Below are 24,584 nucleotides of genomic sequence, written 5' to 3' on the forward strand. Positions count from 1 at the left end.
CCGATCAAATTTTGAAAAAGAATACAGCGTAAAAATTAATTGAATAATGAGAAAAACACATTTTAGTCTTGTATTATTTTTAATGATTTTTAATTTATTAGAAGCTCAAAACAATACTACAAAAGGAATTCCGCCCATAATTGCAGAAAAGGATTTAACAGCTTATTTATTTGTTTACTTCACCGGAAATTCTGTTGAAGATGAAGCGGTTAGATTTGCCATTAGCGCAGATGGTTATCACTATTATCATCTCAATAATAATAAACCAGTTTTAGACAGCAAAGTAATCAGCTCAACGGGAGGTGTTCGTGATCCGCATATTTTACGTGGCGACGATGGCAAAACATTTTATATGGTTTTGACGGATATGACTTCTTCGAAAGGCTGGGATAGTAATCGTGCGATGGTTTTGCTAAAAAGTACAGATCTTGTAAACTGGAAAAGTAGTGTTGTAAACATTCAAACAACCTTTCCCGGAAACGAAAATCTGAAAAGAGTTTGGGCACCGCAGACTATCTATGATACCAAGGCAGGAAAATACCTGATTTACTTTAGTTTGCAACATGCAGGTGGTCCGGATAAAATTTATTATGCTTACGCCAATAAAGATTTTACAGGTTTAGAAAGCGTTCCAAAATTGTTATTTGTTCCAAAATCTGAAAGATCCTGTATTGACGGCGATATTATTGAAAAAGATGGTGTGTATCATCTTTTTTATAAAACAGAAACCGAAAAAGCGGGAATAAAAGTAGCTACAACAACCGATCTGACTTCCGGAAACTGGACAGAAAACGACAATTATCTGCAACAGACAAAAGATCCTGTCGAAGGTGCAGGTGTTTTCAAGCTAAACAATTCTGATGATTATATTTTAATGTATGATGTTTACACCAAAGGAAAATATCAATTTACAAAAAGTAAGGATTTAGAAAATTTCACTGTAATCGACAATGATATTTCAATGGATTTTAATCCGCGTCACGGAACAATTTTACCTATTACGCGATCTGAATTGAAAAGATTAATTTCGAAATGGGGAATGCCGGAGAAATTTCCAAAAATAAATAATAATCCGGTTTTAGAAGGGTATTACGCCGATCCGGAAATTTTATACTCAAACAAAACAAAAAAGTATTACATCTATCCAACCAGTGATGGTTTTGATGGCTGGTCCGGGAATTATTTCAAAACTTTTTCATCAGATAATTTGATTGACTGGAAAGATGAGGGAATTATAGTTGATCTTCGAAAAGACGTTAGCTGGGCAAATAGAAATGCCTGGGCGCCTTGTATTGTAGAGAAAAAGATAAAAGGAAAATATAAGTATTTTTATTATTTCACAGCGGCTCAAAAAATTGGAGTAGCCTCTTCGGATAATCCAACTGGACCTTTTACAGACAGCGGAAAAGCTTTGGTGAATAAAAGACCCGATGGTGTAAAAGGCGGTCAGGAAATTGATCCGGATGTTTTTACAGATCCTAAAACAGGTAAAAGTTATTTGTATTGGGGGAATGGTTATATGGCTGTCGCCGAGTTGAATGCTGATATGATTTCGATTAAAGAAGGAAGTACTAAATTAATTCAGGTTGACAAAACTTTCAGAGAAGGAACTTATATCATTTACCGAAAAGGAATTTATTACTTTTTATGGAGTGAAGACGATACAAGAAGTCCTAATTATAAAGTAAGATACGGAACGTCAAAATCACCTTTAGGTCCAATTGAAATTCCGGAAAACAATATAGTAATCCAGGGAATTCCTGATCAGGGAATTTATGCGACAGGACATAATTCGGTTTTACAAATTCCAAATAAAGACGAATGGTACATTACGTATCACCGTTTTTCTTATCCAACAGGAATAAAAATGGGAGATGCCGGTGGTTTTCACCGGGAAGTTTGTATCGATAAATTAGAGTTTAATGCTGATGGAACAATCAGGCAGGTAACTCCAACCCACACCGGAATAAATGCAATAAAATAGTTTATTAGTATCATTTTTCTGAAAATATAAAAAGCCATTTCTGTCAAAAGAAATGGCTTTTTGCATTTATTCAATTGGTAGGAATATAATTGTAATAAAAAACAATACTGTAAGTTTTGTTTAATTATATAAGTGAAACGTTAAACGTATTTTGTGAAATGTCAGTAAAAATTGATGTTTTGGATTTAATTACAACTGTTGGTTATATTCTATAAGATGGTTTGTAAGAAAAAAAATAGAGATTCTCCGTAATATTGTGATATGAAGTGTTGCTGTAACATTTTATATTTTCAAATAGCTTTTTTTACACTGTAACTAACTCTTTATTAAGTGTTTGTTGTGGGTTTTCTTAAAGATAGATTCTATTATTTTTAAAACTATTAATTATTATGTTCATTTCCCTTACCCATGATCAGGTGCAATTTTACTATGGATCACTACGATGGCAATACAATTTTAATGAAATTGCAGAGCTTATTTTATTAAAAAAAAAGAAGACTTATCTTCTTATAAACGGAGCTTTTATTGCCGTTACGACTGTGGCGTATTACTGCATGCTTTTTACTGATTTAATGGATTTATATTATGTAATACCAACTTTGCTCTGTTATACAATCCTAATTATTTTAAGATTACACACCAGGATCGAATTTGAATATTATGTGATTGTAAAAGACATTTATCAAAAAGAAATTAAGGTTAAAATTGATGTTCTGGACCGCCCGCTAATTGGAAAGCAAATCGATGAGTACCTGAATCATGAATATTATCGAATATTGCATCAAACCAAAAAAAAGCATTAAAATGAATCGATTATTACTCGAAATATCTGATTATGATTTGGCTTTTATTATTGTTGCTCTCGTATACGGTTTTATCATTACAACGAGAAAAAAAATAAACAAATAGATAAATTCTGCTTCATTAACCTAAATTTGAAGCATTATCAGATTTTCAAAATATAGCTACAATCCTTAAGTTTAGTAGCAGCTGATTTAGCTATACACGTCCCCCAAATAAAACTTATGGCCACTTCAATAAAAAATAAAATTAAAAGCATTAGAGAATTAAAAAATTATACCCAGGAATATATGGCAGATCAACTTGGTGTCACCCAGGCGGGTTATAGTAAAATTGAAAAGGGAAAAACTATTTTAACCTATGTTAAATTGGTTGAAATAGCCCGGATTTTAGAAGTTAGCGTAGAAGATATTATTAGTTTTGACAGCGAAAGATATTTTAATAGTATAAATACAGTAAAAGGAAATAGTAATAATGGAAATATTTTAATTAATTCTGATAATAGTGCCGCCTTAAAAGAATTGTATGAAGATAAAATAAAGCTATTAGAAAAACTTTTAATTAAAACAGAAGAAGAATTAAATCGATATAAAAGAAAATTCGGTCAGATATAGTATAAAAAAACGAGGTGTTGAGCCTCGTTTTTAATTTGTATTGTTATAATTTATGAAGTCTGATCATCTACAGCTGCATCGGGAGCATTTGATTTTACTGATGCAATTCCGTTATCTCTGGCCGATGTACTTTCATACATCTCGCTTGATCCGATAATTTGACCGTTGCTTGCTTTTAAATTAAAATATGGTTTTCCGTTGCTGGATTCTTTTTTATCGTATCGACTATCATCTTGTGAATTGGTTTTCACAGACTCGATTCCGTTCGTGCAGGCCGCTTTTGTGCTGTAGCCTTCACTAGTTAAAATTGTTTGCCCATTTCCTGCTTTTAAATTGAATTGGAATTCGCCGTTTCCTCTTTTAGTAATTACAAATTTTCCCATATTATTTATTTTTAAGTTAGGTATTAAATAAACTTTGCTTTAATAAAAATACAAAAGTTGATGGTATAAATTAATCTTTCAGAAAAATAAAATTGAATATTAGAACATTACACATTATATAAGCCTCAGAAAGCACATTTCAATTAAAAACTACTTCTTTGAGTTAATACTTTTAATGGTTTAGATCTTTATCAAAAAAATAATTATCTACTTTTGTTAGTAACCGTTATTACTATGAAGGAAATTAATGAAATTCTAAAAGCCTATTCAGAGGCAAAAAAGGCCGGAAAAAAGACTGCTCTTGCCACTGTGGTAAAAGTAGAAGGCTCGTCTTATCGCCAACCCGGTGCACGTATGTTGGTTACTGAGGATGGAAATCTTACCGGCGCCATTAGTGGTGGTTGTTTAGAAGGCGATGCTTTACGAAAAGCATTACTGTCAATTCATCAGCAACAAAATAAATTAATTACCTACAACACCACTAATGAAAATGATAGTGAAGTTGGGCTGCAATTGGGTTGCAACGGAATTGTTCATATTCTTTTTGAATATATTAATGATGATTTAATCAATAATCCGATACAGCTTTTACAACAATTAGAAACCGAACGAAAAGCGGCAATTATATTAACTATTTTTTCGCTTAAAAGAAATGCACCACAAATAGGAACAGTATTGTTTTATCGAAAAGATTCAGATATTTTACATAGTAACGATATCGCAATAAACACTATTCCGGATGTGAAAAAAGCACTTGAAAGCAAGACAACCATCATAAAAAAAATACAAGACGAGGATGAAAACGAAGCTTTAATTGAGTATATAGAACCAGTTGTTGCTCTTGTTGTTGCAGGTGCGGGCAATGATGTTCAGCCACTTGTAAACACAGGAGTCTTATTAGGTTGGGAAGTTACAGTTTGCGATGGAAGAGCGACACATGCTACAACAAAACGTTTTCCTGAAGCCAGACAAACTTCTGTTGTAAAACCAGAACAATTTCTGGATAATATTCAGGTCGATGAGCAGACTTATTTCGTTTTAATGACCCATGATTACAAATATGATTTAGCGGTATTAAAATTGCTTTTAAAAGTTGATTGTAAATACATTGGAATTCTGGGGCCAAAATCAAAATTAAACCGAATGCTCGACGATTTAAGTTCAGAAGGAATAACTTTAAGTGAAGAACAATTGAATCGTATTTACGGCCCAATCGGACTTGATATTGGTGCTGAAACTTCAGAAGAAATTGCCTTATCCATTATAGCAGAAATTAAAGCCGTTATGAGTGGAAAAACAGGAGCTTCGCTTAAATATAAAACACAAAAAATACACGATTCAAAAGTAATAATCTAAAAATAGAACTGATGACGGGTATTATAATTTTAGCAGCAGGAAATTCTTCAAGATTAGGACAGCCAAAACAATTGTTGCTGTATAAAGATGCCACGCTTTTACAACATATAATTAGAGAAGTTTCTATAATAAAAGAGGCTGTTGTTATTGTTGTAACAGGTGCAAATCACGAATTAATAGAAAAAGAAATAGATTCTTCTAAAATTAAAACCGCCTTTAATCAAGATTGGGAATTAGGAATGTCTTCATCTATAAATATTGGTTTAAATAAAGCATTACAATTATTTCCTAAAATAGAGAAATGCATTCTTGCCGTTTGCGATCAACCATTTATTTCCCATTCCATTTTTAAAAATTTAATTGATGAATACCATAAAACAGGAAAAAGAATTGTGGCTTCTTCTTATGCCGAAACATTAGGAACACCGGTTTTATTTGATAAAAAATACTTTAACGAATTGCTGAATTTAAAAGGGCAGGAAGGAGCCAAAAAAATCATTAGCCAATTTTTAGAAGATACGGCTTCAGTTCTATTTGAAAAAGGTAATATCGACATTGATACAGAAGAGGATTATAATAAGCTTATTTCTGAATTGTAAATTGAATTTTACCGCAAAGAACGCCAAGAGTTACGCAAAGTTCGCAAAGAAATAGCTTAAAAATAAAACTTTGCGCCTTTGCGTCTTTGCGAGATTAAAAAAGCTATGTGTATTTATCTTTTCAATTGTTTTGTCAAAGCCGTTACTCTTTCAATAGTCTCCTCAATTTCTTCCGCAGTTGTAAATCGGCCTAAACTAAATCGTATCGAACTCAAAGCATCTTCATCAGCTAAACCTAAAGCTTTTAATACATGCGAAGGTTCCGATGTAACTGAAGAACACGAAGAACCATTTGATACCGCAATATTTTGCAAAGCCAGAATAAGCTTTTCAGAATTTACTCCCGGAAAGCAAATATTTGAAGTGTTGTAAATTCGGCTTTGGGTATTTCCGTTTAAGAATGACCCTTCAATTTTTAAGAGACCATTTTCTAGCTGATCTCTCAATAGTATAATTCTATTATGATCCTTATCTGTTTCTAAAACAGCAATTTCAGACGCTTTACCTAAACCAATAATACCAGGTACATTTAAAGTCCCGCTTCTTAATTTTCGTTGCTGGTTTCCACCGTTTAGTAATGGCAACAATTTTATTTTGGCTTCCGCCGAAATGTACAAGGCACCAACACCTTTTGGACCATAAAACTTATGTGCAGAAAGTGCCAGAAGGTCAATTCCGAGTTTTTTTACATCAATAGAAATTTTTCCGACAGCCTGAGTGGCGTCGCATAAAAAGAGTGCATTTTCAGCATGAATAATAGCTGATATTTCAGCAATATTCTGAATGACTCCTGTTTCATTATTAACTATCATTACAATGACAATCAGTGTTTTATTTGTAATTACTTTGTTTAAAAGATTAACATCTAAAATTCCGTCTGAAGCAACGGGTAAGTAAGTAACTTCAAAGCCAATACTTTCCATATAGCGACAAGTTTCCAAAACAGCTTTGTGTTCTGTTGCTACAGTCACAATATGTTTTTTGTTTTCATTTGCCAATCCCTTTATGGCTAAATTAATTGATTCTGTTGCACCGGAAGTAAAGATGATTTCTTCTTCTTTGGCACCAATTAATTCAGCCGTTTGCCAGGCAGCATTTTCAACAGCTTCCTGAATTTCCAGTCCGGCTAAATGACTGCTGCTTGCATTGGCATATAAATCCGTAAAAAAAGGAAGCATTGCATCGAGCACCCGTTCATCAAGACGGGTTGTCGCATTATTGTCTAAATATATAGTGCGTAATTGAGGCATAAAATAGTACTTAAAGATGTAAAAATACAATTTTGTAATTTAAAACAATCTCTTATTTATTACCCAAATAAATTACGTTTTTGTGTGAATTTTATAAGTATTTATTGCGTAGGATTGTTAAATTTGTTAGGAATAACATTTTTGATTTTTTCTAACTTAAAAATACCAGGTATGGCCGCCAAAAAATCAACCAAAGACAAATTGACAGAAGATGAATCGAATGCATCTCGTCGGGACTTTTTAAAAAAGTCGGGATTGTTTACCGCTCTTGCTTTGGCGCCGCCTTCACTGGTGATGGCCTCTGAAAATAAATGGGATGAAAAAATCGCCGGATATCTCGAAACGGTTCCGCTTTCTATTGAAGTAAACGGAGTAAAACAGAATCTCAATGTCGAGCCCCGCACCACTTTATTGGATTTACTACGTGAACAATTACATTTAACCGGAACGAAAAAAGGTTGTGATCACGGACAATGCGGAGCATGTACGGTACACGTTAATGGCACAAGAATTTTGTCTTGTTTGTCATTAGCATCCATGCAGCAAAATGCTCAGGTTACTACAATCGAAGGACTTTCAAAAGGGAAAAAACTACACCCAATGCAGGAAGCTTTCATCAAAAATGATGGTTTTCAATGTGGCTATTGTACTCCCGGACAAATCATGTCTGGAATTGCCTGCATCAAAGAAGGCCATGCCAATAGCAGAGAAGAAATTAGAGAATATATGAGTGGTAATATTTGTCGTTGCGGTGCTTACCACAATATTGTTGATGCCATTACCGAAGTTAAGGAAGGAGGGATGCTATCATGAAAAACTTTCAAATCATAAAAGCATTATCATCAAAATCGGCTGTTACAAGCATTGGTAAAGAATCTTCCGCTATGTTTATTGCCGGAGGTACCAATCTTGTGGATTTGATGAAAAAGAACGTTGTCGCTCCTGACAAACTTGTTGACATTACCGCATTAGATTTAAAAAAGATCGAATTCCTAACCGGAAAAACAGCAATTGGTGCTTTGGCAAAAAATAGCCAGGTTGCCGAAGATAAAGAAATAATAGAAAAACATCCTTTGCTAGCAATGGCTTTAAGTGCCGGAGCCTCTCAGCAAATTAGACATATGGCAACAGTTGGAGGAAATATGTTGCAGCGTACGCGTTGTTCGTATTTTTATAATACTGATATGCCCTGCAATAAAAGAGTTCCAAAAAGCGGTTGTGGTGCTATTGGCGGATCAAACAGAATGCACGCTATATTTGGTGCATCGGATAGTTGTATTGCTGTTCATCCAAGTGATATGTGCGTGGCGCTGGCTGCGCTTGATGCAACAGTTTTAGTGGAAGGCCCAAAAGGGAAAAGAGAAATTAAATTTACTGATTTTCACCGCCTTCCGGGAAATACTCCAGAAAAAGACAATACACTTCAGAATAAGGAATTGATTACTTCAGTTGAAATTCCGAATAATAACTTTACTAAAAATGTTCACTATCTAAAAGTTCGTGACCGAAGCAGTTATGCTTTTGCACTGATTTCTGTTGCTGCAGCCTTAGATATTCAAAATAATACGATTAACGACGTAAGACTTGCAATGGGGGGCGTCGCGCATAAACCATGGCGACTTATTGAAGCAGAAGAATTTCTAAAAGGGAAAACAGTTTCAGAAACAATTTTCAGACAAGCAGCTGATTTGGCTATGAAAGGAGCAAGAGGTTACGGAGATAATGATTTTAAATTAGTTCTCGGACCAAATGCCATTGTAGAAGCATTAACTATAGCATCATCTAAATAATTTGAATTATGAGCAAGACAAGTAATATAAATAGAGTAGATGGGTTTGCTAAAGTAACGGGTTCTGCAACCTATTCAGCCGAATATAAAACGGATGGTGTTGTGTACGCATGTTTGGTTGGAAGTACAATAGCAAAAGGAAGGATCAAAAGTATAGATACCAAAAAAGCCGAATGGGCGCCGGGAGTTTTAGCTGTCATTTCGCATTTGAATGTAGATAAACCTGCTGGATACGAGAAAGCAAAAGATCCTCACAATTTTGGACAACCACTTCAGGTTTTCAAAGACGATACGATTCTTTATTACGATCAGCCAATTGTGATGGTGGTTGCTGATACTTTTGAGCGTATGCAATATGCAGCAAGTTTAATTAAAGCAGAATATATCAAAGAAGAACATATCACAGATCTTCAAAAAGCAAAAGACAAAGAGAAAAAAGTAGAGACCGACAAGGGTGATGATTATCATCGCGGAGTTCGCGACAATTATAAAAATGCCGCTGTTGTTTTAGAGGAAGAATATATTATTCCGACTGAAGTTCATAATCCGATGGAATTGGCTAATATTATTGCTAAATGGGATGGAAATAAACCAACAGTTTATACCAAAAGTCAGGGAGTTGAAGGAACAAGAAGAAGTATAGGTGGCGTGTTTGGAATTCCACCTGAAGATGTTTCTGTAAATTCGGAATATCTTGGTGGTGCTTTCGGAATGGGATTGCATACCTGGCCTTATGAAATAGCAGCACTTATCGGATCAAAAAAATTAAACCGTCCGGTTAAATTAGTACTTCACAGAGAGCAAATGTTTACCAATGTTGGATTTAGACCTTATACCATTCAAAAAATGGGTTTAGGCGCCACAAAAGAGGGTAAACTGATTGGTCTGACTCACGAAGCTGTAGCGATGACTTCAAGTTATGAAGATTTTATGGAAGGAACAGTAAACATGTCCCGATTTATTTATAATTGCGATAATGTTTCAACACGATATCGTATTGTAAAATTGGATACCTGTACGCCAATCTGGATGCGTGGTCCAGGTGAAGCGACTGGTTCTTTTGCCTTAGAAAGTGCGATGGACGAACTGGCGCATAAATTAGATATGGATCCGATTGAATTCCGTAAACTAAATTATGCAGAAAAGGATTTGGAACAAAACAAACCATGGAGTAGTAAATATCTTCTGGAATGTTATGAAGGCGGAATGGAACGCATAGGCTGGAAAAATCGTAAAAATAAACCAGGCTCGGTTAAAGAGGGCGAGTGGCTGGTAGGTTATGGAATGGGAACCGGAACTTTTGGCTGTTATAGAAGTCCAACTTCTGTAAAAGCAAAATTCTTAGCCGATGGAAATTTAGTACTACAATGCAGTGTAAATGATATGGGCCCCGGAACAGCAACCATGATGACAGCAATTGGAGCTGAAATTACCGGAATACCAACAGAAAATGTAGTAATCGAAATGGGAAAAAGCGGACTTCCAAAAGGCCCAACTCAGGGAGGATCTGCAACCACTTCATCTGTAGGTTCTGCAGTTCACGATGCCTGTAATTTATTGGTTAGTAAAATACTTGGTTTGGCTGTTGAAACTTCAACTTTTAAAGGAACCGCTATTACTGATTTGGCTTTCGCCAATGGTGTAATAACATCTAAAAAAGACAATTCGAAAACCGTTTCTTTGGCCTCATTGTTGAGTGCCAATAAGCTGGAAAATTTTGAAGTGGAAAATGTATCGAAAGCTACTGAGGAAGCAAAAAAATATTCCATTTATTCATTTTCTGTACATTTTGTAAAAGTATTGGTAAACCCAAATTTAGGAAAAATCAGATTGGCACATGTAGTTTCCTGCGCAGATATTGGAACAGTAATCAGTCAGAAAACTTCTGCGGGACAAATGTTTGGAGGAGCTGTAGGTGGCATCGGAATGGGATTGATGGAAGCATTAGAAATTGACCATCGTTTTGGCCGTCCGATAAACAATAATTTTGCCGATTATCATGTTCCTGTAAATGCCGATATTGAAAAGCAGGAAGTATTTTTCGTCAATAAAAAAGATCCAATCAGTAACCCTATGGGAACAAAAGGTCTTGGTGAAACAGCCTTGGTTGGAATGGCACCTGCAATTGCAAATGCCGTTTTTAACGCCACCGGAAAACGTGTACGTGATTTGCCAATTACATTGGATAAAATACTGGAACCAAACGTAGCGACAGCTTAATAGTTAATTCTAAATTTGAAAAATCCCTTTAAGGAAGTCTTGGCTTCCTTAAAGGGATTTTTTAATTAAAGTAAAATGAATACTTTTTGAATTGATATCATAAAAAAATGATGCAAAACATCCTAAACTAAAATACCAGATTTAAAAGACACAAATTAAAAAAATGCTACATATTATTGATGGGATATAAAGGGTAGTTTTTTTAATTACTGTCTGTTGTTATAAATTTTGCACTGATATTTTGTTTCGATATTGCATCATTTTTCCGTTGTTGGTTTTATTATTTTCTCAGGATTATAATTCATGACTCAAAAATAGTTGGAGGTAAAAAATGCTGTTTATATAATTTTTGTCAAATCTTATATAATCCCCACATTATGTATTTGGATTTACGGAAGTATAAAATTTTAATTGAAGCAGGTTAAGCTAAAAAAAATGATGCAGTTTATTGCAATCAAAGTTTTTTAGAAGTATATGAAAATAGAAGAATACTACATTATTATTTGGGGGACATAATATAGTTTCTTTATGTTCTATAAAACTATATTACGTTGTTGTAATACTGCACCATTTTGGAATTGGTTTTGGTTATCTTTTTTACGATTTCAATTACGATTTTTAGTAGGTGTGTGGAACAATTTTAAACCGAAATCTTCATCATAAGTGTCAAATATACATTTGTGAAACACATAATGTTTATATAATTTCATTTAAATGTTATATAATTCCCATGTTTTAATCTTAAAACTGACATTTTTTGTATGTATCTGAAAATATGTCAACTAGCAAAAAAAAATGAAAGTTTTTTACTTTGTTATTTATTACTCCATTTTTTATTCATGAAAGGCTGTCAATTTTGACAGCCTTTTGTATTTTAAAACATTGATAAATAATAGTATTTCAGACATTTATTATAATTCTCTAAGATCCAACGACCCAATAATCTAATTGTCTCATTTTCTAATTATTACTTCTTAAAAGCAGGTAAAATATATTTCTGAATTAGTTCATCACTTGGCGATTGTGAATTATAGTTTCCGCCAGTAATAACAGTGACCATATTTTGGTCTTCCCAAATATAAATTTTCTGCCCGCCATTTCCTTGCGCAGCTTTTCCATAATATTTAGTTCCGTTAACTTCAAGATACTTAATCCACCATAAATAACCATAATTTACACCCTGAACAACAGATTGTTTTGTGAGTGATTCGTTAATCCATCCTTTAGAAATAACCTGTTTATCATTCCAAACACCTTTGTTTAGATAAAGCAAGCCAAATTTAGCCATATCTCTCGGAGTTAAATAAATTTGACAGAATGTTTCGGCACTCGATGCATCTGGTTTAAAATTCCATTTAAAGTTTTTTATACCAATGTCTTTAAAAAGAGTTTCTTTTGCAAAATCAGGAAGTGTCATTTTTGTTGCTTTTTCAACGATTTTCCCCAATGTGATCGGATTACCGGAGCAATACATTCCTCTTCCGCCTGGTACATCAACCATTGGTAAGTCTAAGGTAAATTTTACCCAGTCATCTGAATAATTCATGGTAGTTTCATTTCCTTCTGATTTGGGATTGCTTACATCACAATCAAGACCACTTTGGTTGGTTAAAAGGTTTTTGATTGTAATTTGTCTTTTATCTTCTGTTAGATTTTTAAGCGTGTATTCAGGAAAAAAAGAAAGTACTGTTTCATTTGCATCTTTAATTAAACCTTTATCAATCGCAATTCCGGTAAGTGCAGAAACCAGGCTTTTTGTAGCAGAACGCATTTCGTGCAACTTCGTTTTGTTGTATTCGTAAAAATATTCTTCAAATACAAGTTTTCCATCTTTTATAATTAAAACGCTATGCACATTTGGATACGTGCCGTCAACAATTTTTTGCATCATTTCATTCAATAATACTTTATCCAACACGGTATTATCGATCGACCCCGTTACTAAACCATCAAGATCTTTTTTGGGTTGTTGATAAACATATTTAAAATCTTTTGAGTTAAGTCGTGGATACCACATTTCTTTGGGAAAAATGACCTTTTTATTGATGAGATTAAAAGTTTTTCCTTCAGAAGTATAACCCGTAATAACAGCAGTATTGTTTCTTAAGAAGGTTACTTTTTCTTTAGACATATTGAGGAAGATGTCTTTTTCTGAAGGCTTCAGCGCATATTTGCTTTCGTTGATAATAGCATATAAAATCGTGTCTTTTGGCGACGCTGCTATTTGTAAAGTAGTATTATTTTGATATTCATAAATACCTTCATATTCTTTTAATTGTTCATACGTAATCTTAAACTTTTGCTGCGAGTATCCGGAAAAAATGGACAATAGAAATAACAGAAGTAAAAATGTTCTTTTCATTCTTTGTGGTTTTTGGTTAGTTTTTGGTAATGTTAAATTTACTTCAATATTAAACAAAAAAAAGAGACACTTATTGTTTAATTAAGTGTCTCTTTGATATTTACGTTAAAATAACGATTTGTTATTTGATCGTAATAGGAACTTCAACCGTTGTTTTATCCCAGCCGATAACCAAATTTGTTATCGCATCTTTTGATGTAAAAGCTATAGATAATGATTCAATTGGAGTAGTTACTGTTTTAACAGGAACTGTAATTCTTACCACATCTTTGCTTTCATCATAAGCATAAGCACCCCATAAATCAACTTCTTTATTGATAATGATGGTCCATTTGTCTTTTTCAGGAATGGCAAACAAACTGTAAGACCCTGCAGGAACTGCAACACCATTGATTGTAGCCGGTTTGTAGAATTTGATTTCTGTATTTTCGTTAGCACCAACACGCCAAACTTCACCATACTTAATCAAATCTCCAAAAATAACACGTCCTTTAGCGGAAGGTCTTGCATAAATAACCTTAATTGATGGCGAAGGAGTATCTGTTTTTTTGAATTTAACAGATTTGTTTGGGAAATAAACAATATCAACCGGACTTGCATCTAACGGAGCAAATTTTACCACATCTTGAGCCTGAACTGTAACGGCAGCAAATAAAATAACTGCCAGTAAGCATAATTTTTTCATAGGTTTACAATTTTTAGAATAACTACAAAGTAAGTTAATAATGAAGAAAAATCATATAATTACAGTTTGTTTTTTGTTAATGAATTGGTAATGCTTCTTAATTTTAGTTTTGCTCTTTCTTCTTCTTTTCATACCAATTCTGCATAATATAAAAAGCCTTCTTTTTATCACCATCATTTGATATTAATCCCTTTCTGTTGTATCCATCCTGAACGCCCGGAAGAAGCCTTTTTGGTGATCTGAAATCAACTAAAATCCATGGACTCAAACCGCTAAGATGAGGTATTTTTTCAATCATCTTCAAATTTTGAATATATAAGTATTCTTGATATTCTTCTGTCCAACGCTCATTTTTCTCACCGTGTAAACCTTGTTTTGCATCTCCTCCAAATTCAGATACAATAACCGGTTTGTTGTATTTGGTTTTCCAGGTTATTTTTTCAGCATCCTCCAGATTCCCACCATACCAGCCTAAATATTGGTTGAAGGCAATGATGTCCAGAAATTCACCAATTTCATCATTGATTGTTTCTTTTTTCGTTAATAAAGCCGCACTGATCAATCTCGTATTGTCTAAAGATTTGGTATGATCTGCCAAATTTTTGATAAAAGTATTTCTGGCGTCAGAAACCGGGGTTTCATTGGCCATTGACCAAATAATGATAGAAGCTCTGTTTTTATCTCTGGTAACGGCAGCAGTCAATTGATCTTCTGCATTTTTGTAAGTGTCTTTATTTGTGAATTCTACGGTCCAGTACACCGGAATTTCTTCCCAAACCATTAATCCCATTTTATCAGCCGTTCGGATAATGTTTTCATTGTGTGGATAATGTGCCAGACGAACATAATTACAACCCAATTCTTTTGCCCAGTTCAACAAACGCAAAGCATCTTCTTCAGAATTGGCACGTCCGCCTTTTGCATTCTCTTCGTGAATTGAAATACCACGTAAAAAGATTGGCTTTCCGTTCAATAGAATTTTATCTTCTTTGGTTTCAATTGTTCTGAAACCGATATTATCCTTTAATTTTTGTCCGTTAAAATCAATTGTTACATCATATAACTTTGGATTTTCAGGTGACCAGTATGAGATTTTTTTAGCCGGAATTTCGAAGTTTAAAAGACCGTCAGCACCCACTTTTCCTTTATAATTGATTTTTAATTCCGGAATTGTAATGGTCACAGTATTCTTCACAGCATCAGGATTACTGATTTTTATAAAACCTGAAATCAAAGCTGCATTATTCTTTTTAAGCTGAATGTTATAATCTTCAACAAATGAAGCCTCTTCTTCAATCAAAGTCACATCACGCGTGATTCCGCCGTAATTCCACCAATCGGTATTGACGGTTGGAACATCTTCTTTATGACGCGTATTATCAACTTTAATAACCAAATAATTGTCTTTTGGTTTTACAATTGAGGTTACTTCATAATTGAATGGTGTAAATCCGCCAATATGTGTTCCAAGTTTTTTCCCATTCAAATAAACATCTGCTTTATAATTGATCGCTCCCAAATAAACAAAAAGACGTTTTCCTGCTTTCAAATCATAGTCGAAAGATTTTTTGAACCAAACATTTCCTTCGTAATATTTAAGCTCCGGAACCTGCGAAGTCCAATCGCCCGGAATATTAATTTGTGGTGATTTATCAAAATCATATTCCACCAATTCTTGTTTGTTTACCGCATGATAATTACTGTAGAATGCAGATTTTGCCGGTTTTTCCTGCTTGTCGTATTGATCAAGATGAAAACTGTAAAAGCCCGTTTGATAGGGGTCAACAATATAATTCCATACACCGTTTAATGAAGTCGTATTTCGGTTTGGAACGTTTGAGATTAGGTTTTGATTCTGTGCAAATCCTAAAATAGTTGTGGTTAAGAGGATTGCGGTTAATAGTTTTTTCATTGTAAAGTTATATTAGTTGTATTTTAAATTAGGGATGTTCTTTAACCGCAAAGGCCGCCAAGGTTTTACGCAAAGTTCGCAAAGCTTTTTTTAAACTTTGCGAACTTTGCGTTTTCACTTTGCGAACTTTGCGGTTAAGTAAGCTTTTTATTCAATCGGTATCTTCAAATATTCTCCTTTAAAACTCTGATTTAAAGCCGTCATTTCAATTGGCAAACCAGAACCATCCGGTACCACTTCAATCGATGCTTTTCCATTTGCCATTTTAATGGATTCACTTCCTGTTGGTGTTCCTTGGTTTTTCATCGTTTTTCCACCTTTCAGGCATTGAAAATAAACACTTTCTTCATAATCCAGACAACGTAAATTGTTATTGTCAATTGCAATTGCCGTAACCATATAATTGCCATTTTTTAATTTTAGGGATGACAATTGTAATGAAGTTGCCGTATCATTTTTGTTGAAACGATAGTTTACTTTTAAAGTATCTGAAACCGTTTTTCCTTCTTTATTTTTACCGATCGCAACCAGAATATTATCTCCTTTTTTAAAATTGACATCCCAAGTTAAACCATTTGCAGGATATAGCGAAAGATTTCTCAATTTTTCACCAAGTGATTTACCATCGTGATATAAAGTCACATTCTCGCAATTACTGAAAACGCTCAGTATTCTAGGAGTATTTTCAGGTCCCTGACGCTCCGTCCAGGTATGTGATTCGATATATGTGAAAGGTTCTTTACTCCAATAGCTTTTAAAAACATAATAAGCATCTTTCGGAACTCCGTTTCTGTCTACCAAACCTTTTTGATTCATATAGGGAATATCATCTTCAGGTCGCAACGGCGTTGCAAAATCCTTAAATGCCCATTGTACATTGCCCACAAACGTTGGATCATTCTCGGATATATGCAAATGCCAGTCGAATAAATCAACAATATAATTTTCACTCCAATCGCCAATTTGTGCAATATTGGCCACTTTGGTTTGCACGATAGCTTCTTCCCAACCTTCGGCTTTTATGACGTTTTCACCTGTAACCGGATTTTCGCTATGACGGCCCACATGACTGTCTCCACCATATTCGGCGTGGATAAAGTGTTTGTATTCTTTTTTGTAAACATCAATCGCTTTTTGGTAACTTTTATAACTTCCGGAATACCAGCCAGACCATATAGAAGGAGAGAAGACATCTACAATTTGAGAACCTTCATAATACTTTCTGATAGCCGTTTTTCTGGTTGGATCAAGTTTATGCGCGAGATCGTTTAATTCAGTTAAAAAGGCATTTGTTTTGGCTGTATTATCTCCGTCAGGAAAATCAGGAAGCCAGTTCATTTCATTTCCGAGAGACCAGATTATAATACTCGGATGATTGTAATTTTGACTGATGATTTCAGTCAGCATGTTTTTGGTGTTTGTTTGCCAAAGTTCGCCGCCAATTCCGCCACGACACCACGGCAATTCATCCCAAACCAAAAGTCCAAGTTCATCACAAGCTTTATAAACTTCCGGATCTTGTGGATAATGCGCCAGACGAACAAAATTAGCACCCATATTTTTTATAGATTTCATGTCGGCCCAATGTTGTTCATTACTCATTGCTGCTCCAACACCGGCCTGTTCTTCATGACGATGCGTACCACGAATCAACAATCTTTTTCCATTCAGGTAAAACGGACCGTGATCTTTAAACTCAAACCATCTGAAACCTACTTTTTCGTTTACACTGTCTCTGATTTGGTTTTTCTCGGATAAAATAGCGGTTACGGAATATAAATTAGGATTATCTGTATCCCACAATTCCGGATTTTTAATGTTTTCGAAAGTTATATTAGATGTTTTATCTGATACAGGAATTGTTTTACTGGCAACTTTTTTCCCTTTCGGATTTTTAAGAATCACTGTTAAAGACAAATCCTTAGCATTTTCAGTATTTACTGTTGAAGTCAGAATTTGTAAGGAGGCCTTTTTAGCAGAAACTTCCGGAGTAGTAATTTTTAAATTATCGATATGATTTTTGTATTGAGATAACAGCCAGACATCTCTTGTGATTCCGCCATAAATAAAGAAATCGCTCTTTTGGGACGGAATTATTTCGATATCATAACTATTATCCACGCGTACAAAAACATCGTTATTTCCTTCTTTTATTAAATTGGTAATATCAATTGTAAATCCAATATAACCACCAATATGCCCACCGGCTTCTTTACCATTTAGATATACTTTTGTAGTCACATTTGAACCTTCAAAATATAAAGAATAACGTCGGTTTTTATCTATTTGAGAAATATTTAATTTCTTTTGATACCAGCTCGCATCTCTTCGGTATCCCGGATTTAAGTCGGTCGCATCTTCGGCGTTCCAGCTGTGTGGTAGATTTATGTTATTCCAGTTTGTAGCTTTTTGAGCTTCGGAAAGGTTAGGAGTATGGTTTTCTAAATACAGCCAATTGTCATTAATATTCATTTTTGTCTGAGCAAAACTGCTGCTCAGACAAATTTGAAAAAAAACAAAAAGTGCAAAAGTATAAAATGTGTTATTGTGCTGCGGTCGGTTTTTCATTGATTATAAAGCTTTTTTTCGTAATAATGCCTCCAGAAAATAATAATCGGCATAAATTATAGGTTCGTCGATTTCGTCGTGTTTTGGCCAGTTTCCGGTGCTATGATCCAGAATAAAAGGTGCTTTTACAGCATCACTTAAAATATAATTATTGGAATTTATCGATGTGATTATTTTATCGGCGAAAGCCAAATAACTTTTATTTTTAGTATAACTGTACAATTCATATAAAGCAGAAGCCATAACGGTTGCCGCAGAAACATCACGTGCCGAATTTGGAATAGCAGGATCTTTAAAATCCCAATACGGAATTCCATCTTCAGGCAAATTTTTATTGGTCATGAAAAAATTTGCGGTCGCTTCGGCCTGTTTTAAATAGGCCGGATCTTTGGTGTATCTGTATGACATGGTAAATCCGTAAACAGCCCAGCCTTGTCCGCGTGCCCAAACTGAATCGTCATTATAACCCTGAAGTGTTGTTTTCTTTCTTACGTTTCCAGTAGTTGGATTATAATCAATAACGTGATAACAACTATTGTCTGCTCTAAATTGATTTTTTAAAGTCGTGTTGGCATGCTGGATCGCAATATCCTGATACTTTTTATTTCCGGATAATTTAGAGGCTTCAAAAAGTAATTCCAAATTCATCATATTATCAATGATTACCGGATAATCCCAAATTTCTTTGTTGAAATCCCAGGACCTGATGGCACCCACTTTAGCATTAAAACGAGTGCATAAAGTTTCGGCACCTTTAATAATAACGGCTTTATATTCTTCTTTGTTTTCCACTTTTAGCGCTTCTCCAAAACTGCAAAACACTTTGAATCCAACGTCGTGCGAATTACTATTTTTACTTTCTTTTTTGCTGAAAGACGTCCATTTTTCTGCCTGATTTTTGTAGGCTTCATTACCTGTCAATCGGTACAATTGCCATAAATTTCCGGCAAAGAATCCGCTTGTCCAGTCTCTTGACGGAACTTTTTTAATTGTATTGGTTTTGATGGTCATGCTGCGTGGCATTGACATCGAGTCAATCGGATAATCGAGCAGCATTTTATATCTTTTCTCCAGAAGATTTTTCGGAGCTGATGTGGTTTTGGTCTGAGAATTAATCCCGGATTTGCACGATGCCAGTAGTGCAAATCCAAGAATTAAGACTGATGAATTAAATTTATTCATACTTACTAATTAATCTAAATGTTTTAAATTAAAAATTGAGAATTAAAAATATAGCCAATCTTTGTATATTTTCTATTGTGATCCTTCCTTCATCAGGATGACAACATGAGTTTTGCATAATTACAATTTTCAAAGATTTTTAATTTTTAATTCTAAATTTTTAATTGATAATGTTTAATAACCAGGATTGTTCGGTTTTAAATTAGGGTTTATGGCTAATTCAGTTCCTGGTAATGGGAATAAATAATCTTTGTTTGAATCAAAGTTTGCATGTGGTTCAAAACCATTTGGTCCAAATACTTCCGGTCCGTTTTTCAACCTTTTGATGTCATACCATCTTATATATTCAAAAGCCAGTTCCAGTCTTCTTTCATCAATAACCATTTTTTTGAAATCGGCTTTAGAAAGTCCCGGGGTTACATTGGCAGGGAAAGAAACTAATTTACCTGCTTTATTTCTTGCTCTTGCTCGCACTCGGTTTACATAACCATCTGCTTCTGTAGTTCCCGGAGTAATTTCGTTTAAGGCCTCAGCAGCAGTTAACAAAACTTCCGCATAACGCATTGTGATATAATTGTGCTGCGAAGTTCTTCCGTTAGCACCTGCTTTTCCCGGAAAACGGTAATATTTGGCAATATGCGGACGTGGTGCTTTTTCGTTATCACTTGAAGGAAAAACCTGCAAAGCTCCGCCTGGTCCGGTTTTCTTTCTGATAATAGTATCAAAACTTACCGCTCTTCTGTAATCTCTCTGATCCCAGTCGTTAAATACTTTTAAAGAAGGAACTGCAACAGAAAATCCTTGTCCGTAGCTGTAACTGTCGTCTTTTAACGAACCTGTAAAAAAGGCTGTATAATCCTGACCGTAATTTCCTGATACTAAGTTATTAAAATCAATTGTAAACAAAGGTTCTTTTAATGCAGCTGTTTTTGTAGCATTAAATAAATCCTGAAAATCAGCATCAAGACCTAAACCAAATTTAGCTTCATTGTTAATCACATATTTAGCTTCATCATACGCTTTTTGATAGTTTCCTAAAGTCAAATAAACAGAAGCCAAATAACCTGCAGCTGTACCTTTTCCGGGAACCGCTTTTACTTTTGGTTTGTCTTCTAACCATTGTTTTGCAAATTCTAAATCAGAAATGATTTTAGCATAAACTTCCGCTTCTTTGGTTTTTCCTAACGAATTAACCTGAGCAACGTCATTCACAACAAAATCAACGTATGGGATATCTCCAAAAATTCGAACCAAATGATAGTAAGTAAAAGCTCTTGCAAAATAAGCCTGAGCCACAATGGCATTTACTTTTGCAGGATCTCCAGGCGTTTTTTTAGCACCTTCAATCGCCTGATTGGCTGCTGTAATAATGATATACGATTGTGGCCAAAAGTTAGCTACCAATGCGTTGGTATCATTCATCGTCATATCATTTACATCGATACGTGCGGCCTGAGTGGTTCTGTCACCAATATCAGACATGTCATCGCGCAACATCAAAGCAATCGTAAATTCTCTTCCCCAGTAATTATTGTGGGCAATGTTGGCAAAAGCTCCGTTTACAGCTGCTTGTAAGTCGTCTGTATTGTTAAAAAAGTTTTCAGGGCGAATGATTCCTACCGGCTTTTCTTCAAGATCAGAGCAGCCAAAAGCGAATATTCCGAAGAAAAATAAGGTTATATATTTTTTCATAATATGATTCTATTAAAATTTTAAATTGAAACCGAAAGTGAATGTTTTCACGTTTGGATAACTTCCATAATCCAATCCTAAGTTGGTATTACTTCTGGCGTTAGTGTCATTTAGGTAATTTACCTCAGGATCTGAACCCGGATAATCTGTAATGGTCCAAAGGTTTTGTGCACTAACGTAAAAACGAACTTTGCTCAATCCCATTTTCGAAACCACTTTATCATCTAAACTATATCCAATAGAAACGTTTTTCAAACGGATGTAACTTGCATCATAAACAAATCTTGAAGTGATTCTTTTGGTTCTTGCTGCATTTGCAGGAACATTTGTATCCGTATTTGTTGGTGTCCAGGCATCTAAAACTTCTGTAGTTGCATTGTTGTTTCCTGAAGCCAATTCCATTAAAGTATAATTTAAGATTTGGTTTCCTTCTGAACCCTGGAAAAAGATATTCAAATCAAGATTTTTATAAGTAAAATCATTGTTCAGACCGAAGATGAAATCAGGGTTTGGATTTCCGATAATTGTTTTATCACTTGAATCCAGTTTTCCGTCACCATTTACATCTCTGAATTTTTCACCTCCTGGAGCCGTTTCAAAATTCCCCGGAAGTACTGTTTCTCCTTGTTGAATAACGCCATCATAAATAAATCCGAAGAAAGAACCAACCGGCTCACCAACTCTCAAAATTTGAGATTCTGTTGCAAGGAAATGCCCAGGAGCAGAGTTGATCAATAAATCCTTATTATCAGCCAATTTCAACACTTTATTCTTGTTTGAAGAGATATTAAAGTTCGTTGACCATGTAAAGTCAGCTCCAATAAAGTTTTTAGTATTGATACCCAATTCCCAACCTTTATTTTCTAATTCTCCAACATTTTGAAGCTGAGAAGCAATTCCTGAAATTCCAGGCAATGGTCTGTTGAACAACAAATCTTTGGTAATCGTTTTGTAATAATCTGCCGTAAGACTGATTCTGTTATCAAATAAACCTAAATCAATTCCATAATCCTGTTGATATGAAGTTTCCCACTTTAAGTTCGGATTATCCAAAGAAGTCAGCTGAACCGCATTTACAATTACATCACCACTCACATCATAAATTTCTGAAAATCTTGATAAAGTAGAGTAGGCGCCAATTGATGGGTTTCCGGTTGCTCCGTAACTCGCTCTCAATTTAAGGTTTGAAACTGTTTTGTTGTCTTTTAAGAAATTTTCTTTAGCAATATTCCAGCCCACTGCTCCAGAAGGGAAAGTTCCGTATTTGTAGTTTTTACTGAAACTGGATGAACCGTCACGACGTGCTGTGAACGTGAATAAGTATTTGTCATCGTAATCAAAATTTAACCTTCCGAAAGCAGAAATTAATTCGGTCTCAGACAAACCTGATTCAGGTTTTAAGAACACAGTTCCCGCACCTAAATTATGATAAGAATTGGTATTCGTTAAAAATCCTCTTGAAGCGGCAGACGAATTTTCATTTGTATTTTTTTGATACGAATAACCTCCAAGAACCGTTAAGATTCCTTTTTGGATAATTTCTCTTTTATATGTCAAATAATTCTCTGTTAAGAAAGAAGAAAATCTTGTGTTGTTTACAGAAGCTTCCCCTTTGATATTTTTTCCAGCAATTAAAGTAGAAGGAATATATCTTCCGGTTTGAGAATTAGATTCTGTTAATCCTAACGTAGTTTTGAAATTTAAATCTTTGGTAATCTGATACGATGCGAAGAAATTACTTCTGTTGGTAATATTGATTACCTCCAGAATATTTTCCATAGCCGTTGCGTATGGATTGTCAATATCATCTCCAATTGGAGCTGTAGACGTATAAGAGCCATCAGCATTGTAAATTCCTTTGTCTGGCATAAATCTGTACGCTGAAGCAATTACACCCGCAGCACCAGTTCCTCCGGCTCCAGTCTGGCTGATAATTCCGTCTTTGTTTTGTTTGCTGGTAAATAAATTTAACCCCACTTTAAACTTGTCGCTCAAATCAGCTTCAAGATTACTTACAATCGTGTATTTATCAATTCCTGAATTGATTACAACTCCATTTTGGTTGTAATAATTCCCGGAAACATAATATCTGATTTTGTCTGACCCGCCAGAAAATGATAATTGCGAATTCGAAATCATTCCGTCACGATAAATAACATCCTGCCAGTCTGTGTTAGCACCTCCAGAAGTATGTGTAGTAAAACTTTTTCTGTAAGCTACAAACTGATCTCCATTTAATAAATCTAATTGGTTGTTTACCGATTGCGTCGAAGTCGAATTGCTGAATTCAATAACCGGTGCACCTGGTTTTCCTTTTTTAGTAGTCACCATGATAACTCCGTTTGAACCTCTTGATCCGTAAATAGCCGTAGCCGATGCATCTTTTAAAATCTCAATAGAAGCAATATCCTGAGGAGCCGGCATAGAAGCGCCTGCAAAACCATCTACCACAATAAGAGCATCTCCACTCGCATTGATCGATGTTCCACCACGAACCCTGATTTTTACCGGAGCACCTGGCTCGCCACCATTATTTGATTGTACTGAAACCCCTGCAGCACGACCTTGTAAAGCCATTTCTGCATTTAATAAAGGATAGGCTGTTAGCTCTTTTGCCGTTACCGATGATACAGAACCTGTAATGTCGCTCTTTTTACGAGTACCGTAACCTACAACGACAACTTCGTCAAGATTTTTGGTATCTGCTTTTAAGCTCACATTTACTACTGTTTTATTTCCCAACGGAACTTCTACAGTTTGGTATCCTACATAATTGAAAACCAAAACAGCATTTTTTTCTGAAACTATTACTGTATAGTTTCCATCCATGTCAGCAGATGCTCCAACAGAAGATCCTTTGATATAAACATTAGCACCAGGAAGCCCAAGTAAATCTTCGCTGGAAGTAACTTTTCCGGTGACTTTTCTTTCCTGTGCATTCATCACGATATTGACTAGTAAGAAGAGTACCAGAAAACACCATTTAAGCGATTTAATTTTTTGGTTTGTAAACATTCATTTTTCGGTTTTAAGGTTAATGTTAGATAAAATAAAAAAGCAATAGACTCATTCCGATTATTAGCAGCATGAAGAGAATTTGCAGCAATAAGAATTTTGTTTTCTTGATTTTCATAAGGCAAATGTAGGTTGCGAAAACGATATAGAAATACAAAAAAGGGTATCTAAA

Annotated in this window: 17 protein-coding genes; 8 read left to right on the top strand and 9 right to left on the bottom strand. The window is 34.7% G+C overall.

From position 1 onward, the window contains the following. Positions 1-46 precede the first annotated feature (46 nt). The 3 genes from AC6CH4_RS11360 (at position 47) to AC6CH4_RS11370 (ending at position 3,399) form a co-directional block, all read left to right on the top strand. A complete protein-coding gene (locus AC6CH4_RS11360) occupies positions 47-1,984 on the top strand; it encodes a glycoside hydrolase family 43 protein (protein WP_498103029.1) in 1,938 nt (645 codons plus the stop codon). A gap of 389 nt (positions 1,985-2,373) precedes the next feature. Next, a complete protein-coding gene (locus tag AC6CH4_RS11365) occupies positions 2,374-2,787 on the top strand; it encodes a hypothetical protein (RefSeq protein WP_498103031.1) in 414 nt (137 codons plus the stop codon). A 222-nt stretch (positions 2,788-3,009) separates the two neighbouring features. Continuing rightward, positions 3,010-3,399: a helix-turn-helix transcriptional regulator gene (locus AC6CH4_RS11370; RefSeq protein WP_498103033.1), complete on the top strand. Its 390-nt coding sequence runs from the start codon at positions 3,010-3,012 to the stop codon at positions 3,397-3,399. A 50-nt stretch (positions 3,400-3,449) separates the two neighbouring features. On the opposite strand, the gene AC6CH4_RS11375 is transcribed toward AC6CH4_RS11370, so the two are convergent. Further along, a complete protein-coding gene (locus AC6CH4_RS11375; protein ID WP_498103035.1) occupies positions 3,450-3,782 on the bottom strand; it encodes a YegP family protein in 333 nt (110 codons plus the stop codon). Positions 3,783-4,016: 234 nt separating this feature from the next. Here AC6CH4_RS11375 and AC6CH4_RS11380 point away from each other — a divergent pair, with 234 nt between their 5' ends. Next, positions 4,017-5,138, top strand: coding sequence for an XdhC family protein (locus AC6CH4_RS11380; RefSeq protein ID WP_498103037.1), 1,122 nt, complete (start codon positions 4,017-4,019; stop codon positions 5,136-5,138). A gap of 11 nt (positions 5,139-5,149) precedes the next feature. Further along, positions 5,150-5,737: a nucleotidyltransferase family protein gene (locus tag AC6CH4_RS11385; protein WP_498103039.1), complete on the top strand. Its 588-nt coding sequence runs from the start codon at positions 5,150-5,152 to the stop codon at positions 5,735-5,737. Positions 5,738-5,850: 113 nt separating this feature from the next. On the opposite strand, the gene AC6CH4_RS11390 is transcribed toward AC6CH4_RS11385, so the two are convergent. Further along, on the bottom strand, positions 5,851-6,987 hold the full coding sequence (locus tag AC6CH4_RS11390) for a cysteine desulfurase family protein (RefSeq protein ID WP_498103041.1): 1,137 nt from the start codon (positions 6,985-6,987) through the stop codon (positions 5,851-5,853). A 171-nt stretch (positions 6,988-7,158) separates the two neighbouring features. Between AC6CH4_RS11390 and AC6CH4_RS11395 the strand changes: the two genes are divergently transcribed. Genes AC6CH4_RS11395 through AC6CH4_RS11405 form a run of 3 tightly spaced genes read left to right on the top strand, consistent with a single transcriptional unit; the run spans position 7,159 to position 10,996 of the window. Continuing rightward, positions 7,159-7,800 carry a (2Fe-2S)-binding protein gene (locus tag AC6CH4_RS11395; RefSeq protein ID WP_498103043.1) on the top strand — a complete coding sequence of 214 codons (642 nt, stop codon included), beginning with the start codon at positions 7,159-7,161 and terminating at the stop codon, positions 7,798-7,800. Continuing rightward, positions 7,797-8,777 carry an FAD binding domain-containing protein gene (locus AC6CH4_RS11400; protein WP_498103045.1) on the top strand — a complete coding sequence of 327 codons (981 nt, stop codon included), beginning with the start codon at positions 7,797-7,799 and terminating at the stop codon, positions 8,775-8,777. Before AC6CH4_RS11395 ends, AC6CH4_RS11400 begins: the two co-directional genes overlap by 4 nt. Positions 8,778-8,785: 8 nt before the next feature. Beyond that, complete coding sequence (locus AC6CH4_RS11405; protein ID WP_498103047.1) at positions 8,786-10,996, top strand: xanthine dehydrogenase family protein molybdopterin-binding subunit; 2,211 nt, start codon at positions 8,786-8,788, stop codon at positions 10,994-10,996. Between the two features lie 967 nt (positions 10,997-11,963). On the opposite strand, the gene AC6CH4_RS11410 is transcribed toward AC6CH4_RS11405, so the two are convergent. The 7 genes from AC6CH4_RS11410 to AC6CH4_RS11440 form a co-directional block, all read right to left on the bottom strand. Further along, positions 11,964-13,358 carry a serine hydrolase domain-containing protein gene (locus tag AC6CH4_RS11410; RefSeq protein ID WP_498103049.1) on the bottom strand — a complete coding sequence of 465 codons (1,395 nt, stop codon included), beginning with the start codon at positions 13,356-13,358 and terminating at the stop codon, positions 11,964-11,966. Positions 13,359-13,479: 121 nt separating this feature from the next. Next, complete coding sequence (locus AC6CH4_RS11415) at positions 13,480-14,043, bottom strand: DUF2911 domain-containing protein (RefSeq protein ID WP_498103051.1); 564 nt, start codon at positions 14,041-14,043, stop codon at positions 13,480-13,482. Between the two features lie 103 nt (positions 14,044-14,146). Next, on the bottom strand, positions 14,147-15,955 hold the full coding sequence (locus AC6CH4_RS11420; protein WP_498103053.1) for a glycoside hydrolase family 2 protein: 1,809 nt from the start codon (positions 15,953-15,955) through the stop codon (positions 14,147-14,149). Between the two features lie 147 nt (positions 15,956-16,102). Further along, the gene (locus AC6CH4_RS11425; protein ID WP_498103055.1) at positions 16,103-18,427 is read right to left on the bottom strand and encodes a glycoside hydrolase family 2 protein; all 2,325 of its coding nucleotides are present in this window, start codon (positions 18,425-18,427) and stop codon (positions 16,103-16,105) included. Positions 18,428-18,526: 99 nt separating this feature from the next. Beyond that, on the bottom strand, positions 18,527-19,705 hold the full coding sequence (locus AC6CH4_RS11430) for a glycoside hydrolase family 88 protein (protein WP_498103057.1): 1,179 nt from the start codon (positions 19,703-19,705) through the stop codon (positions 18,527-18,529). A 174-nt stretch (positions 19,706-19,879) separates the two neighbouring features. Further along, a complete protein-coding gene (locus AC6CH4_RS11435; protein WP_498103059.1) occupies positions 19,880-21,397 on the bottom strand; it encodes a RagB/SusD family nutrient uptake outer membrane protein in 1,518 nt (505 codons plus the stop codon). 12 nt (positions 21,398-21,409) lie between these two features. Beyond that, positions 21,410-24,412, bottom strand: coding sequence for a SusC/RagA family TonB-linked outer membrane protein (locus AC6CH4_RS11440; RefSeq protein WP_498103061.1), 3,003 nt, complete (start codon positions 24,410-24,412; stop codon positions 21,410-21,412). Positions 24,413-24,584: the final 172 nt, after the last annotated feature.

The sequence above is a fragment of the Flavobacterium sp. GQ95 genome (assembly GCF_059758655.1).

Bases quoted from the DNA above. Each gene is read 5' to 3' on its own strand.
- AC6CH4_RS11360 (WP_498103029.1), top strand. From the start codon at position 47: ATGAGAAAAACACATTTTAGTCTTGTATTATTTTTAATGATTTTTAAT.
- AC6CH4_RS11365 (WP_498103031.1), top strand. From the start codon at position 2,374: ATGTTCATTTCCCTTACCCATGATCAGGTGCAATTTTACTATGGATCA.
- AC6CH4_RS11370 (WP_498103033.1), top strand. From the start codon at position 3,010: ATGGCCACTTCAATAAAAAATAAAATTAAAAGCATTAGAGAATTAAAA.
- AC6CH4_RS11375 (WP_498103035.1), bottom strand. From the start codon at position 3,782: ATGGGAAAATTTGTAATTACTAAAAGAGGAAACGGCGAATTCCAATTC.
- AC6CH4_RS11380 (WP_498103037.1), top strand. From the start codon at position 4,017: ATGAAGGAAATTAATGAAATTCTAAAAGCCTATTCAGAGGCAAAAAAG.
- AC6CH4_RS11385 (WP_498103039.1), top strand. From the start codon at position 5,150: ATGACGGGTATTATAATTTTAGCAGCAGGAAATTCTTCAAGATTAGGA.
- AC6CH4_RS11390 (WP_498103041.1), bottom strand. From the start codon at position 6,987: ATGCCTCAATTACGCACTATATATTTAGACAATAATGCGACAACCCGT.
- AC6CH4_RS11395 (WP_498103043.1), top strand. From the start codon at position 7,159: ATGGCCGCCAAAAAATCAACCAAAGACAAATTGACAGAAGATGAATCG.
- AC6CH4_RS11400 (WP_498103045.1), top strand. From the start codon at position 7,797: ATGAAAAACTTTCAAATCATAAAAGCATTATCATCAAAATCGGCTGTT.
- AC6CH4_RS11405 (WP_498103047.1), top strand. From the start codon at position 8,786: ATGAGCAAGACAAGTAATATAAATAGAGTAGATGGGTTTGCTAAAGTA.
- AC6CH4_RS11410 (WP_498103049.1), bottom strand. From the start codon at position 13,358: ATGAAAAGAACATTTTTACTTCTGTTATTTCTATTGTCCATTTTTTCC.
- AC6CH4_RS11415 (WP_498103051.1), bottom strand. From the start codon at position 14,043: ATGAAAAAATTATGCTTACTGGCAGTTATTTTATTTGCTGCCGTTACA.
- AC6CH4_RS11420 (WP_498103053.1), bottom strand. From the start codon at position 15,955: ATGAAAAAACTATTAACCGCAATCCTCTTAACCACAACTATTTTAGGA.
- AC6CH4_RS11425 (WP_498103055.1), bottom strand. From the start codon at position 18,427: ATGAATATTAATGACAATTGGCTGTATTTAGAAAACCATACTCCTAAC.
- AC6CH4_RS11430 (WP_498103057.1), bottom strand. From the start codon at position 19,705: ATGAATAAATTTAATTCATCAGTCTTAATTCTTGGATTTGCACTACTG.
- AC6CH4_RS11435 (WP_498103059.1), bottom strand. From the start codon at position 21,397: ATGAAAAAATATATAACCTTATTTTTCTTCGGAATATTCGCTTTTGGC.
- AC6CH4_RS11440 (WP_498103061.1), bottom strand. From the start codon at position 24,412: ATGTTTACAAACCAAAAAATTAAATCGCTTAAATGGTGTTTTCTGGTA.